The 13,119-nt window shown below is 66.9% G+C and carries 17 protein-coding genes and 1 pseudogene; 5 read left to right on the top strand and 13 right to left on the bottom strand.

Annotation, left to right across the window (positions count from 1 at the left end; translation table 11 throughout):
• Positions 1–12 precede the first annotated feature (12 nt).
• From H7290_RS12890 to H7290_RS12875, 4 genes are read right to left on the bottom strand one after another with little or no spacing between them, the layout of a single operon-like run.
• Positions 13–678 carry a DUF881 domain-containing protein gene (locus H7290_RS12890; protein ID WP_290514416.1) on the bottom strand — a complete coding sequence of 222 codons (666 nt, stop codon included), beginning with the start codon at positions 676–678 and terminating at the stop codon, positions 13–15.
• 37 nt (positions 679–715) lie between these two features.
• Entirely contained in the window at positions 716–1,048 is a 333-nt protein-coding gene (locus H7290_RS12885) for a small basic family protein (protein WP_290514415.1), read from the bottom strand.
• Positions 1,045–1,842 (bottom strand): DUF881 domain-containing protein, encoded by a 798-nt coding sequence (locus tag H7290_RS12880; RefSeq protein WP_290514414.1) that lies wholly within the window; start codon positions 1,840–1,842, stop codon positions 1,045–1,047. Before H7290_RS12880 ends, H7290_RS12885 begins: the two co-directional genes overlap by 4 nt.
• A gap of 2 nt (positions 1,843–1,844) precedes the next feature.
• On the bottom strand, positions 1,845–2,423 hold the full coding sequence (locus H7290_RS12875; RefSeq protein ID WP_290514413.1) for a CDP-alcohol phosphatidyltransferase family protein: 579 nt from the start codon (positions 2,421–2,423) through the stop codon (positions 1,845–1,847).
• A 208-nt stretch (positions 2,424–2,631) separates the two neighbouring features.
• Between H7290_RS12875 and H7290_RS12870 the strand changes: the two genes are divergently transcribed.
• The gene (locus tag H7290_RS12870; protein ID WP_290514412.1) at positions 2,632–3,249 is read left to right on the top strand and encodes a superoxide dismutase; all 618 of its coding nucleotides are present in this window, start codon (positions 2,632–2,634) and stop codon (positions 3,247–3,249) included.
• 103 nt (positions 3,250–3,352) lie between these two features.
• Here the strand turns inward: H7290_RS12870 and H7290_RS12865 are convergent, their stop codons facing one another.
• From H7290_RS12865 to H7290_RS12850, 4 genes are read right to left on the bottom strand one after another with little or no spacing between them, the layout of a single operon-like run.
• Entirely contained in the window at positions 3,353–5,311 is a 1,959-nt protein-coding gene (locus H7290_RS12865) for a cytochrome c oxidase assembly protein (RefSeq protein WP_290514411.1), read from the bottom strand.
• Complete coding sequence (locus H7290_RS12860; RefSeq protein ID WP_290514410.1) at positions 5,292–5,804, bottom strand: copper resistance CopC family protein; 513 nt, start codon at positions 5,802–5,804, stop codon at positions 5,292–5,294. The genes H7290_RS12865 and H7290_RS12860 overlap by 20 nt, the downstream gene beginning before the upstream one ends.
• Positions 5,797–6,480 (bottom strand): YcnI family protein, encoded by a 684-nt coding sequence (locus H7290_RS12855; RefSeq protein ID WP_290514409.1) that lies wholly within the window; start codon positions 6,478–6,480, stop codon positions 5,797–5,799. Before H7290_RS12855 ends, H7290_RS12860 begins: the two co-directional genes overlap by 8 nt.
• 38 nt (positions 6,481–6,518) lie before the next feature.
• A complete protein-coding gene (locus H7290_RS12850; RefSeq protein WP_290514408.1) occupies positions 6,519–7,046 on the bottom strand; it encodes a hypothetical protein in 528 nt (175 codons plus the stop codon).
• Positions 7,047–7,195: 149 nt separating this feature from the next.
• On the opposite strand from H7290_RS12850, the gene rocD reads away from it, so the two are divergent.
• Both rocD and H7290_RS12840 read left to right on the top strand, forming a co-directional pair.
• Positions 7,196–8,410: an ornithine--oxo-acid transaminase gene (gene rocD, locus H7290_RS12845; protein ID WP_290514407.1), complete on the top strand. Its 1,215-nt coding sequence runs from the start codon at positions 7,196–7,198 to the stop codon at positions 8,408–8,410.
• Between the two features lie 85 nt (positions 8,411–8,495).
• Entirely contained in the window at positions 8,496–9,317 is an 822-nt protein-coding gene (locus H7290_RS12840; protein WP_290514406.1) for a methyltransferase domain-containing protein, read from the top strand.
• A gap of 18 nt (positions 9,318–9,335) precedes the next feature.
• On the opposite strand, the gene H7290_RS12835 is transcribed toward H7290_RS12840, so the two are convergent.
• A complete protein-coding gene (locus H7290_RS12835) occupies positions 9,336–10,136 on the bottom strand; it encodes a spermidine synthase (protein WP_290514450.1) in 801 nt (266 codons plus the stop codon).
• A 139-nt stretch (positions 10,137–10,275) separates the two neighbouring features.
• Between H7290_RS12835 and H7290_RS12830 the strand changes: the two genes are divergently transcribed.
• The gene (locus tag H7290_RS12830; protein ID WP_290514405.1) at positions 10,276–10,665 is read left to right on the top strand and encodes a hypothetical protein; all 390 of its coding nucleotides are present in this window, start codon (positions 10,276–10,278) and stop codon (positions 10,663–10,665) included.
• Positions 10,666–10,782: 117 nt separating this feature from the next.
• Here the strand turns inward: H7290_RS12830 and H7290_RS12825 are convergent, their stop codons facing one another.
• Positions 10,783–11,016, bottom strand: a complete 234-nt coding sequence (locus H7290_RS12825) for an RNA-binding S4 domain-containing protein (RefSeq protein WP_290514404.1) — start codon at positions 11,014–11,016, stop codon at positions 10,783–10,785.
• 37 nt (positions 11,017–11,053) lie between these two features.
• On the opposite strand from H7290_RS12825, the gene H7290_RS12820 reads away from it, so the two are divergent.
• Positions 11,054–11,416: an RNA-binding S4 domain-containing protein gene (locus H7290_RS12820; RefSeq protein WP_290514403.1), complete on the top strand. Its 363-nt coding sequence runs from the start codon at positions 11,054–11,056 to the stop codon at positions 11,414–11,416.
• A gap of 13 nt (positions 11,417–11,429) precedes the next feature.
• Here the strand turns inward: H7290_RS12820 and H7290_RS12815 are convergent, their stop codons facing one another.
• The 3 genes and pseudogenes from H7290_RS12815 to H7290_RS12805 form a co-directional block, all read right to left on the bottom strand.
• The gene (locus tag H7290_RS12815; protein WP_290514402.1) at positions 11,430–11,837 is read right to left on the bottom strand and encodes an NUDIX domain-containing protein; all 408 of its coding nucleotides are present in this window, start codon (positions 11,835–11,837) and stop codon (positions 11,430–11,432) included.
• The gene (locus H7290_RS12810) at positions 11,834–12,442 is read right to left on the bottom strand and encodes a TIGR00730 family Rossman fold protein (RefSeq protein WP_290514401.1); all 609 of its coding nucleotides are present in this window, start codon (positions 12,440–12,442) and stop codon (positions 11,834–11,836) included. Before H7290_RS12810 ends, H7290_RS12815 begins: the two co-directional genes overlap by 4 nt.
• 258 nt (positions 12,443–12,700) lie before the next feature.
• A pseudogene (locus H7290_RS12805) lies at positions 12,701–13,119 on the bottom strand (TerC family protein); the annotation flags it as partial.

The following is a 13,119-nucleotide window of genomic DNA, read 5'->3' as shown; positions in this document are numbered from 1 at the left end:
GGTCGGAGCAGGTCAGGACGTGGGTTGAGCGTACTCCGGGCTCTTGACGTCAGCCAGAGCCGTGATGGTGATCTTTTTCTGCTTCGTCACAGTGGCAATCCCACCGAGATTGTCGACCCGATCGATGAGTCCGCCCGGGAAGCGTACCGCCTCCGACAGCGTGTTCGTGTTGCCGATGGCCTCAATGACGTAGGGCCGTTTGATCTCGCGCCCGCCGACCCGGACCTCCGGGCCCACGTCGAGGAAATAGGTCTGCGCGACGACCCGCGCGACGCCATTGACGGCAATCGCCTCGGCACCAGCATCTCGCAGCTCTTCTATGGCATCCAGGAGTGAAGACGCACCGATTCTCTGGTCCGGATCGCCGATCACCACCTCGATGCCCGGCCCGGTGGCACCCGAGGTGCCAGCCAGGATGCTGAGCTGCTCGGCGCGCTGCTTGGCCTGCTTCTCCGCCCTGTCGGACAGCTTGGTGCTGCTCAACAGCCCGTTGCGCGTGATCGTCAGCTCGTCGATCTGGGTCCCGAGCCGCTCGTTGGCGGAGTCCAGAGATTTCAGGAGCTCGACGAGCTCGTCGCCCCTGACACCTGAGTACTTGTCGCTGTCGTCCTGTCGGATCTGCAGAGTGACGGCAAAGGCGAGCCCGCCGATCAGCACCGCGACGGCGAGCTGCGACACGCTTGGCCGCAGGAGAGATCGCCAGCCTTTCCTGGCATCAGGCATGGAAGATCCGGCGGCGGATGGCGGCGGCATTGGCGAAGATGCGAATGCCGAGGACCACCACGACGCCGGTCGAGAGCTGCGACCCGACACCCAGCTGGTCGCCGAGGTAGACCATGAACGCCGCGATCACGACGTTGGAGATGAACGACACGACGAACACCCTGTCGTTGAACCGGCGCTCGCCGAGCGCCCGCAGAGCGCCGATCACGGCGTCGAGCGCGGCCACGATCGCGATCGGGAGGTACGGCTGCAGACTCGTGGGAACCGACGGCTGCAGCAGCAGGCCGGCGACGATGCCGACCACGAGCCCGATGACCGGTATCACGATTCCCCCTTGATGGCCCGCGCGTGCCTGAGAGTCAGTCGCGCCCTGGGCGCAGCCGCCACACGCAGCTCGGTTGATGGTGTCACGTCGAACCTCACACCGGAATCCTTCTTCCGCGAAGCCCAGTAGCGACCCGCAGGGTTGTCGACGAAGCGCGTCTGCATCGTCTCCGAGTCGCCGAGGGCGACCACGGTGTAGGGGGGACCGATCGACGTGAAGTTGACGGTGATCGCCGACCCGGCCGAGCGGATCGCCGTCAGCGTCCCGATGCGTTGCCCGTTGATCGAGACCGCCTCGGCCCCCGCGTACCAGAGTCCGTTGACCAACAAGTGCATGTCGCTGTCAGTGATGAGGCCGTCATCGTTGCCAGGGGAGCTTGGGCTGACGGTGACCTTGATGCCGGGGCCCGACGCGCCTTGGTCGGCGGTCAGCACTCGCAGCGACTCGGCGTTGGGGTCGAATCGATTCACCGAGGCTGAGAGGTCGGTCACCTCTGCGCGAAGCCTGGCGGCGGACGCCTCGCGGCCCGCGAGGACCTTCTTGCGGGCGGCGACGTCGCTGATCAACGTCTTGCGCTCGCGCTCGGTGGCGGGACGGTCGCTGCGAGTCTGCTGCGCGGCCATGACGATGAGCAGCGCAAAGACCGCCAGGACGAGAGCAGTGAGCACCGTGTTGAACTCGCGCGCCTGTTCGTGCGGCCCCGCTCGGACGACGTAGTAGTCGTCGTCGAGCGCGGTGTCGGCGATCTTCTCGAGCAGGCCCTCGGCCTGGGTCTGGGTGTCGTGCTCCGACATCATCAGTCCCGCTGGATCGGGGCCGTCGAGGTCATGAGCCGGCGTACCTGGAACGCGTAGAGCACGCCACCCCACCAATAGAGAGCCACACCCCAGATCGTGAACGCCCACCCGAAGACGTTGGCAAGGTCGGCGACGGTGCCAGTGGCGTCACCGAGCAGCAGCAGCGGGAACGCGTAGAGAAGGCTGGCTGTGGCCGCCTTGCCCAGGAAGTGAACGGGCAGCGAGCTGTAGCCCCGCGTACGCAGGAAAGGCACGAGGCTGAACAAGAACACGTCGCGCAACGGCAGGATCACCGCCAGCCACCATGGAATGATGTCGCGGTAGCCGAGGCCGATCACGACGGCGAGGATGAAGAAACGGTCGGCGACGGGGTCAAGGATCGCGCCGATCTTCGACGTCTGGTTGAACGTGCGGGCCAGCTTGCCGTCCAGGTAGTCGGTGACGCCCGACACCATCAGGACCACCAGGGCGAGCTCGTCCCACTTGGGGCCCAGCACCAGCCACAGGAACACCGGCACGAGAAGCAGACGGACGAAGCTGAGTGCGTTCGGGATCGTCAGGATCCGGTCCTCCACCACAGCCCACCTCCTCGCACACGCAGCCCCCGGGAATGTTCAAAGACAGACTAGGACATGACACCGCACGCGCAGTCGTGGACACGGCCCCGCAGCACACCGGGCGGGCACCGCTCTTGCGTCGGGGGACAGGACTGACAGACTGGCTGTTGAAAACCACCCAACAACAGAACATCATGGGCACGCGGTGCCCACGTCCCGAGGAGGATGCGTGGCTGATTACACACTTCCGGATCTGCCGTACGACTATGGCGCTCTGGATCCGCACATATCGGGCAAGATCATGGAGCTTCACCACTCGAAGCATCATCAGGCCTACGTCACGGGGATCAACCAGGCGCTGCAGCAGCTCGAAGAGGCTCGTGCCACCAGCTCGTTCGGCAACATCAACCTGCTGGAAAAGAACCTCGCATTCCATCTCGGTGGTCACATCAACCACTCGATCTTCTGGAAGAACCTTTCTCCGGAGGGCGGCGACAAGCCCACCGGCGAGCTTGGCGCGGCGATCGACGACAACTTCGGCTCGTACGACGCGTTCCGTGCGCAGTTCGAGGCCACAGCGCTGGGCCTGCAGGGCTCCGGCTGGGCCATCCTGGCTTGGGACACCCTGGGCCAGAGGCTCGTCGTCGTGCAGCTCTTCGACCAGCAGAACAACATTCCGGCGACGCTGATCCCGATCACTCAGCTCGACATGTGGGAGCACGCCTTCTACCTGGACTATCTCAACGTCAAGGGCGACTACGTCAAGGCTTGGTGGAACATCGTCAACTGGGCCGACGCGCAGGAGCGCTTCACCGCGGCCACAGCTGGCGGCCAGATCATCTTCTGATCCACGACACACGAAGACCCACTGCCCCCGGGTGGTGGGTCTTCGTGTGTCCAGGGCACGCGGGGTGCGGGGTTCCCGATGTGCGGCGTGTCGAGCTCTCGGTCTAGGGCTCTCGCCGTTTTCCGTGCTCGGCAAGCGCGCGCAGGCTCGCGTTGTAGGCCTCCAGCTGGGCGTCCTCGTTGCGGGCTTCCGCGCGGTCGAACCGCTTGGCCTCACGCGAGTCGGTGCGGAACCACTGCACGAGGATCGCGCCCATCACCAGAATCAGCGGGATCTCGCCCATCGCCCAGGCCATTCCTCCGCCGAGGTACTGGTCGGCGAGCAGATCGGTGCGGTAGGGGCGTTCGAGCGAGCGCCAGTAGTCGCCGGCGAAGATCGTGTTGGACGACATCACCGCGATGGCGAAGAACGCATGGAACGGCACCGTCACGAGCAGCATCCCGAAACGCACGATCGGCGCGAGAGCCCGAGGTGACGGGTCGATGCCGATCAGCACGTAGTAGTAGAGGGTGCCCACCGCGAGAAAGTGGATCTCCATCGCGGCGTGACCCCAGTGGTTGCCCATCAGCGACTCGAACGCCCCGCTGAAGTACAGGCCGTAGAGGCTGCCGACGAACAGCACCGGCCCCACGAGCGGGTGGGTGAAGAACTGCGACCACCGGGAGTGCAGGAACGTCAACAGCATCGAGCGGGGCGAGACCTCCCCCGGTTGGCGCGGACCGGGAAGCGTCCGCAGGGCCAACGTCATCGGTGCACCGAGCACGAGGAAGATCGGCGCGACCATCGACAACAGCATGTGCGACGCCATGTGGGCGCTGAACAGCACGTGCGAGTAGACGCCGAGCCCGCCGAAGGTTGCCCACGAGACGACCAGCATGCCGATCATCCAGGAGATCAACCGACCGACCGGCCACGCGTCGCCGCGACGCCGCATCGTCAGGACACCCCGCAGGTAGAGCGCCGTACCGAGACCCACGATCGCCAGACCCACTCCGTTGCCGGAGAAGCCCCACAGGAGACGGACCACCGTGGGCGCTGCCGGCAACGGTCCTCCGAGGAGGTCCTCGATCGGGGTCGTCAGCGTGTCGGTACCGACCGGCGTGGGCGTACGGGACAACGCGACCGCCAGTCCGATGGTCGCAGCCATGATGAACAGCTCGGTGAAGGCGAGGCGGGCGAAGCTCGACCCTTGCCGGACGATGCGTCGGCGGTGGCTCCAGCCGAACCAGCCGAGCGTGGCAAGCGCCAAGACCTTGATCATCACGAGCCTGCCGTATGACGAGCCGACCAGCTCATCGAAGGAGCCGAGCCGCACCGCCGCATTGACGGCGCCCGAGGCGCCCACGATGACGAACGCCCAGATGGCCAGCGAGGAGAATCGGGTGGTTGCCGCATCGAGTCGCTTGCTGCCACGCACCGCAACCCAGCCGAGTGCGGCCAACCCGCCTACCCACAGCGTGACACCGACGAGGTGGAGCAGGAGGCTCGTCGTCGCAAGGTCGTGCGAGCCTGATGATGCGGCGTGCCCGGTCAGGGCGATGGGTGCCATGGTCGCGATCGCGAGGCCGAGGATGCCGGCAAGAGCGCGCGTGCCGAGCGTCCAGCGGGTCAGGAGGGCGACGAGCGCCGCTGCGGCGGCCTGCAGCAGGATCGCGCGGCCCGCTGACGTGCCCGCATAGCCCGTGACGAATGCCGATGACAGGTTGCCCAGTGGCTGCGCGAAGACGTCGGACACGTTCAGCACGAACAGCACGATGCTCGAGACGGACCAGACAGCCGCCCACCTCGACGCCACACGGACGGCCTCGACCGAGAGGCCCTGCACGTCCTTCTCCGACGACGGCAGCAGGAACACTGCGCCGACCAGGAAGCCGATCACGAAGACGGCGGACGCATCGGTGATCAGCCGGGTGAGCGGCAGCGCCCAACCCACGACCTGGCCCGGGTCCGGCAGGCCCGGTGCGCCCACGACGGGCGCCCCTCCCCCGATCTCGAGGAAGGCGACGAGCACGAAGCCCGCCAGGACGAAACCAACAGCCACGTCACGCGTTGCTCTTGTCATCACGCCTCCTCAGCGGTGCGAGCAGCAGGGCGATGGCGGCCGCTGCCGCAAGCAGGCCCCAGAAGAAGTGCGCGGTGTGCCGGTGGACGAAGCTCTTGGTGGTCGGGGTGCTGACCTGCTCGACTGCCTGCCCAGACCTCACGGTGTAGCTGAAGGTGCCCTCGACCGGATGGCCGTCGGTCGAGACGACCCGGTAGGAGGCGGAGTAGCGCCCCTTCTTGTCGATGTCGGCCACCGTGGCGGTCACCGTCCTGTCGACTGCCTTGACCTTCGAGGTGCTCACCTTCGTCCCGTCCGGCGCCGTGACCACGACGAAGGCAGGGTCGCCGATGTTCTCGTTGAAGGTCAGGACGATCGTCGATGGTGCTGTTGCTCGGGAGGATCCGTCCGCGGGGTCGGACCCGACGAGCGACGCGTGCGCCGACGCCGGGCCCGACCCCAGTACGAGCAGCGTGAGGCCCAGGACCAGCCCACGGAGAAGAACGTTACCCACGACGTCGATTCTGTCGCAGCGCGACAACAAGTGCAGTCGCTGCGACCACGAGGGCGCCCCCGCCCAGCCAGATACCGGCGTCGTTGCCCGAGTCGTCCTTTGCTGATCCAGTCACCTCCGGGTCGGCATGAGCGCCGCTGGCCGACGCCGTCAGGGCGAGAACGGGCGCCGGGTGCTCCGGCTCCGTGTCGCCCTTCTGGGGCTGGTTCCAAGCGACTACCTCGCCGTCGCTGTACGTCTGTGTCGCGACAAACGAGATGTCCTTGGACTGGGGCATCGGCCCGCCCGATATCGAGAATTCGTCGAACTGCGAGGGTGGGATGCCATCGCCGGTCGTGGTCCAGGTGACCGTCCGGGCCGCCTTGGTGAGCGTGAACTCCCCCACTTTTGTCGGTTTGGCGAGCTTGACCATCGCGATCGCCGCCTTCCACCCCGGCTTGTATCCGGCGGAGACGAACGCGAACGGGGTGTCCTCGGGCAGTGTGACGACGACCTTCTTGGTCGACGCCGTCTCTGACTCGGTCGCCACGCGGAACACGGCCTTGCCGAACCCTCCGCGCAACGCGTCCGGCGTCCAGACCGAGACGTGGGCCGACGCTGGTCCGGCGATCGACACAAGGGCAGTGGTGGTGCTGATGAGCGCGGCTGATCGTAGCCGCGTAGTGAGGCAATTCATACGAATCTTCCTGAGAGTGAAGTGTGCAGAACGGGTCGTCAGGACCCGTTCGGCGGACCTCTCTCGACGCGCACGTAGGTCAGCCGTGTGTCACGCAGCGTGCGGGTGACGAGCAGCGGGCTCGGCAGGCAGCAGACGGCAACACCGTCGGCCTGCACCCACAGCGGCGACGCGGTGAGGCCGAGTCGCCGCGCAACCGCCCACACCAGTGTCTCGCCGCGCGCCAGCAGAGCAGCGCTGGCCGCGGTCGCGGTGAGGTGCATCAGCAGCATCGAGACCGACATCGACATGTCGGTGGTCGAGCAACCCAGGTGCAGGACGACCTGGCACAGCATCAGGAGGCCGACCAGCTGCCCGGAGGTGACACGTCGCGCCGACAGCAGCCAGGCGACAGCCGTGGCGCCGATGAACATGGCCACGAGCGCTGGGCCGGACACGGTGCCGCCACCTGCCATGTGTCCCGAGGTCGCGGTTGCCGTGCAGACCAGCGCTGCAGCCACCGAGCGAGCCACCCGGACGGGGCCGGCCGCCACCCGGGCACGGACGCAGGCAGCGGACGACGGCACGATCGCAGAGTATCTTGCGCCAATCCACCACCCCGAGGCGGTGAGTTGGCGTCCACGCACGACGGTGACTCGGCCCCCCATCCGCCGCTCTCCTGTGGACGCTCACCCACCACCCTCGTTCGCCGATGTGCCTCGGATACCGTGAACACATGGCAACAACTGGGTTCGACACTGCTTCGTACATCACGCTCGACGAGCAGTGGGGTGCGCACAACTATCACCCGCTGCCGGTCGTGATCGCCGAGGCCGAGGGCGCGTGGGTGACCGATGTCGACGGCAACCGCTACCTCGACTTTCTCTCCGGCTACTCGGCTCTCAACTTCGGTCATCGCCACCCCGCGTTGGTCGCCGCCGCTCGCGAGCAGCTCGACCGGCTCACTCTCACGTCCCGCGCGTTCCACAACGACCAGTTCGGCGCCTTCTGCCACGAGCTGGCCGAGCTCACCGGCACCGAGATGGTGCTCACGATGAACAGCGGGGCCGAAGCCGTCGAGTCGGCCATCAAGGTGGCACGCAAGTGGGCTTACGAGGTCAAGGGCGTTGAGTCCGACCGTGCCGAGATCATCGTTGCGGCCGGCAACTTCCACGGACGCACCACGACGATCGTGTCGTTCTCGGACGACCCGGCAGCCCACGACAACTTCGGGCCGTTCACGCCAGGGTTCGTCACCGTGCCCTACGGCGACCTCGACGCCATACGCGCGGCGATAGGCCCCAACACCGCGGCCATCCTGATGGAGCCCATCCAGGGTGAGGCCGGCGTCGTGATGCCCCCGGCGGGGTTCTTCCAGGGCGTCCGAGCCCTCTGCGACGAGAACAACGTGTTGCTGATCGACGATGAGATCCAGTCGGGCCTTGCTCGCACCGGCAAGCTCTTTGCCCTTGACCACGACGACGTGCGGGCCGACCTCTACACGCTCGGCAAGGCACTGGGCGGCGGCATCCTCCCCGTGTCCGCCGTCGTCGGACGAGCCGATGTTCTCGGTGTGCTCAAACCAGGGCAGCACGGTTCGACGTTCGGTGGATACCCGATGGCGTGCGCTGTCGGTCGAGCCGTCGTCGAGCTGCTTGCGACCGGCGAGTTCCAGCAGCGCTCGCTCGACCTTGGGGGGTATCTGCACGGAAGGCTCGACACGCTCGTCGGCAAGGGCGTGTCGGAGGTTCGCGGGCGCGGTCTCTGGGCCGGCGTCGACATCGACCCCGCCGGCCGCACCGGCCGTGAGGTCTCGTTGGCACTGCGTGATCGGGGAGTCCTCTGCAAGGAGACCCACGAACGCACCCTGCGCATGGCCCCTCCTCTTGTCATCACCCGCGAAGAGATCGACCACGCTGTCGACGCCCTCGCCGAAGCACTGCACGCCTGACCCGACCTCGTCACGTCATCAGCATCGAGATCCCCGTCCCTCAGTGTCGAGGACGCGACAGGGTGGGTTGCCCGATACTGGCTGGATGAGTACCCCCGAGCAGCAGGTCGCGCGCCTGTTCGACGAGCTCGCGCCCACGTACGATCACGTCGGTGTCGACTTCTTCGGGCCCATGGCACGGCGTCTCGTCGACCTTCTCGCGCCTCAGCCGGGGGAACGCGCGATCGACCTGGGGTGCGGCAGGGGCGCAGTGACCTTCGCCCTCGCCGACCTGGTCGGTACCACCGGCGAGGTGATCGCCGGCGACCTCTCGCCGGCCATGGTCGAAGCCACTCGTGCCGACACACGCCACCTGCCACAGGTGCGGGTGTTCGAGCTGAACGCGTCCAGCCCACCTCTCGCTCCCGCGACGGCCGACATCGTCGCCTCGGCAGCGGTGATCTTCTTCCTGTCGGATCCCGCCTCCGCGCTGTCCCGCTGGATTGACCTGCTGGTGCCCGGCGGACGACTCGGCCTGACGACCTTCGGCCGGCAGGACTCTGTCTGGGCCGCAGTCGACGAGCTGTTTGTCACCTACCTCCCACCGACGATGCTCGACGCCCGGACCAGCGGCACCCGCGGGCCTTTCGCCAGCGCCGACGGCGTCGATGCCCTGGTCAGCGGTGCAGGTGCCGTGGCCGTCAGCACCCTCGTCGAGCCGATCGACGTGGTGTTCGACGACGTCGACGCATGGCAACGGTGGACGATGAGCGTGGGCCAGCGTCGCATGTGGAGCTGCGTGCCGGACCACGAGAAGCCCCGCCTTGTCGCCGACGCCGCGGCACTGTTGGAGGAGGCCCGTGGGGAGGACGGGCGTCTCCACCTGCGCCAGGACGTTCGCTACACGACCGGTCGCTCCCCCGGCTGACTGCGCGGCTGGTGACGATCAACTGAAGAAAGTCGCCCCACCCGGCGGTGCCGGGGACTGCTCGCTGTCGGCGTCGGTGAACGGAGTGCCGCCGGCGAAGCGGTCGAGGACGTCTCGGTACGGCAGCACACGGTAGGGAAACGGCGAGCTCGCCGCCCGCCGCGCGAGAGCCTCCCACGCAATCGGTGACTGGGACGCGACGACGAGGATGTTGCCAAAACGTCTGCCCTTGAGCGTCGCCGGCTCGGCGCTCATCATGACCTGCGCGAAGCTGCCGAGCACACCCCGCAGGACGCGCCGCACATAAGGGAACGGCGCCCGGTCGGCGAGGTTGAGAAGCAGCAGTCCGCGTTCAGCGACAACACCTGAGGCGACGTCGAAGAACTCTGCGGTGCAGAGATCGGCCGGTATTTGGGCACCGTCGAAGGCGTCGAGCACCACGATGTCGGCGAAGTCGGGTCGCAGGGTCGCCATCCCCGATCGGCCGTCGACGGCTCGGACCTTGATGCCGCTGTTGCGTGGCAGTGGAAGCTCGGCCCGTACCAACGCCGTGACGCGCTCGTCGGGCTCGAGCACGGTCTGTGCCGACCGTGGCCGAGTAGCCGCGACGTAGCGCGGAATTGTCATCGCCGCTCCGCCGATGTGCACCACCCGCAACGGCTCGCCCGTGACGCCGTGCCCGTCGATGACATCAGCGATGCGTTGCATGTAGTCGAACTCGAGTCGCGTCGGATCGGCCAGGTCAACATGTGACTGGTCGGTCCCGTCGATGCGAAGAGTGAACGACGAGGGACGTTCGCGATCGGCGATGATGTCGATCTGACGATCGGCCTCTCGGCCCTGTTGTGCCACGCGCTCACTGTAGGTGCCTGAGCTGTCGAGCGGTCGCGTGTGGACCTGTGCGCCGGTACGTTCAAGTGTCATGGAGGGCAACCGCACGACGTCCAGGACATCGCCGATGCTGAAGCTCGCGGCCATGCTCATCGCGCTCAGCGTCGCCATCTGGGCCGGCACTCTGGTGCGACACCATCTGGAGGGCCCGGGGCCGGTCGACACGGTCAAGACAGCGACGGCCGCCTTCGCCGACGGAAACTGCACAGCACTGCGCAAGGTCTCTGCGCGGCCCAGCAGCATCAAGTGCTCCGAGGTGACGGAGGTGCAGAGGTCATACCGCGACCGAGGGCTCAAGCCGTCGTCGTTCACATATGAGCTCGCGTCCCGGGATGGCAACGTCGCCATGGTGCAAATCAACTACCGGCAGGACGGCAAGAAGCAGCAAGAGCTCATCCCCGTCGAGAAGCGCGGCAACGACTGGTTGGTGTCTGCCGTCTCCGGTGGTCGCGAGTAGCCTGCTCGGTCGGCCAACCAGATCTTCGGGAATCGAAGCGGTTTGTCGTGCATGTCGCCGCCATGCCTGACGGTCAAGAGGTTGACTTTTTGACCGATCAACCGGTTCGCGCGGCCCTCAACCCACTCGTGCGGACAGCGTCCCGGCAGGCATTTGTACCTCGATGAGCATCCCCTTGGCGAGCTGCCGCCCGCGGCGGATCTCTACCTCCCCGTCGACCGTCACGTCGCCACCGACGATCAGGTCGCGCGCCGCCGAGCCGGACTCAGCGAAGTCGGCAAACTTCAGGAACTGGCCCAGGCGGATCATGTCGCCGGTGATCGGGACCGTGGTGACGTCGTCGTTGCCCATGCCCGAAGCATAGGGTCCGCGTGCATAGAGTTGGCTCATGGACACGACCCGCGCCGACGTGTGGACGTCCTCCGTTCGCCTTTACCGCACACGGTCGCTGGCCTCGGCTGCGTGCCGTGCCGGCCATGTGCGCATCAACGGCGCCAAGGCGAAGCCCGCGCAGCCTGTACGCGTCGGCGATCGGGTCGAGGCCCTCACCGACGGGGGCATGCGCACCGTGGTCGTGGCCCGGATCATCGTCAAACGGGTTGGAGCTGGTGTCGCCGTCGAGTGCTACGTCGATCACACCCCGGCGCCCCCACCCAAGGAGGAGGTCGCGTTGATGCCGCGTCGCGACCGTGGTGCGGGTCGCCCCACCAAACGTGATCGACGTGCGCTCGACCGCCTACGTCGACGCTGAGTTGAGCGAGGCCCTACTGATTCAAGATGGGCAGCAGGACGCGGCTGCTGAGTGGAGCCAGCTCGATGTCACCCGGGTCAGCCGGATCGACCCACCGGCACTCGGCGATCTCGGCCGCCGGCACAGGCTCGTCGGCGTCGACCGTCAGGCGGAACACCTCGGCGAGCACCCTGTGCCCTGGCTCGTTGGCGGCGTCCTCCTCGAAGGTGCCCAACCAGGTGAACCGATCGGCTCCCAGCACAAGCCCCAGCTCTTCGACGAGCTCTCGCCGCAGCGCCTCGAGCGGGCTCTCCCCCGGCTCCATTTTGCCTCCGGGCTGCATGAACACTGATGTCCCGTGCTTGCGGACCATGAGCGCGCGGCCTGCGGCGTCGACGGTCAGCGCCGCGGCGACATGGACCACGGGTCGAGCTGCCGTCACGGAACCGGCGTCTCGGTGCCGCCGTCACCCCACTTGTCGGCCCACGACGGTGGTGCCGCGAGGACATCCAGCAGGGCGACGAGATCGTCGGAGAAGGTGACGATGCCCGACTGCTCGGCGCGGACGAATCCGTCGGCCACCATGCGCTCGAGCATCGCGCGCATGGGCATCCAGAAACCGGCCACGTCGAGGAACCCGCTCGGCTTGGCGTGGATCGTCAGCTGGGCCCACGTCCACTGCTCAGCGATCTCCTCGAGGGTGCCCGCGCCGCCGGGCAACGCGATGAAGGCGTCCGACAGCTCTGCCATCAGCGCCTTGCGTTCGTGCATCGACTCGACGACATGCAGCTCGGAAAGCCCATGGTGGGCCAGCTCGCGGTCGTCGAGCTGACGCGGGATGACCCCGATGACCCGGCCCCCGGCTTCGAGCGCGGCGTCGGCCAACGTGCCCATCAGGCCGACGTGGCCACCGCCGTAGACCACGTCGATGCTCTGCTCGGCAAGTGTTCGACCGGTCAGCCGCGCCGCCTCGGCGTAGGCCGGATCGCTGCCCAGGCTGGAGCCGCAGAAGACGGCTATGGCGGAGAGCGTCAACGTCAATCCCATGGTCGCTGGTCAGAACGGAAGGCAGCCAGCGGCGGCCCTCCGACCTCTCACGAAAAGTGCCTCTGACCTGCGTTCACACGGTCGGGCTGAACGAACACCCCTAGTTCACAAGGGATCCGGTGTTCAGCACCACCGACCCTACCCGAGCGGTCGCGGACCTCACGACTGCTTCGGGAGGGTAGGTGTAGGGCGGTCGAGACAGCACGACTAGACGGCGGCGTTATCCGTGGTCCGGCCTGAGATCGTGCTGCGCATGGGTCAACGAGGTTCGACCTTCGAGATTTCCTTGTCATCGTTCTTCGGCTTCAGGAAGCTGAGTCCGACCGAACCCGCGAGGACCACGATGATCACGCCGAGGCTGACCAGCGAGGGAATCTCCGGGATGGAGGTGTCGATGGTCTTGTGAGTGGCCTGCAGGATCAGCTTGACGCCGATGAAAGCGAGGATCAGGGCCAAGCCGGTGCCAAGGTAATGGAACCGGTCGAGCAGGCCCGACAACAGGAAGTAGAGCGCGCGCAGGCCGAGAATGGCAAAGGCGTTGGAGGTGTAGACGATGAACGGGTCATCGCTCACCGCGAGGACCGCGGGCACGCTGTCGACCGCGAACAGCAGGTCGGCCGCCTCGATGGCGACCACGACTGCGAGCATCGGGGTGCCGACGCGCTTGCCGGCCTCCT

The sequence above is a fragment of the Aeromicrobium sp. genome (assembly GCF_014378035.1).
Lineage (GTDB): Bacteria > Actinomycetota > Actinomycetes > Propionibacteriales > Nocardioidaceae > Aeromicrobium.
Note: the sequence above shows the minus strand (reverse complement) of the source record. Positions and strands in the feature narration are given on the sequence as shown.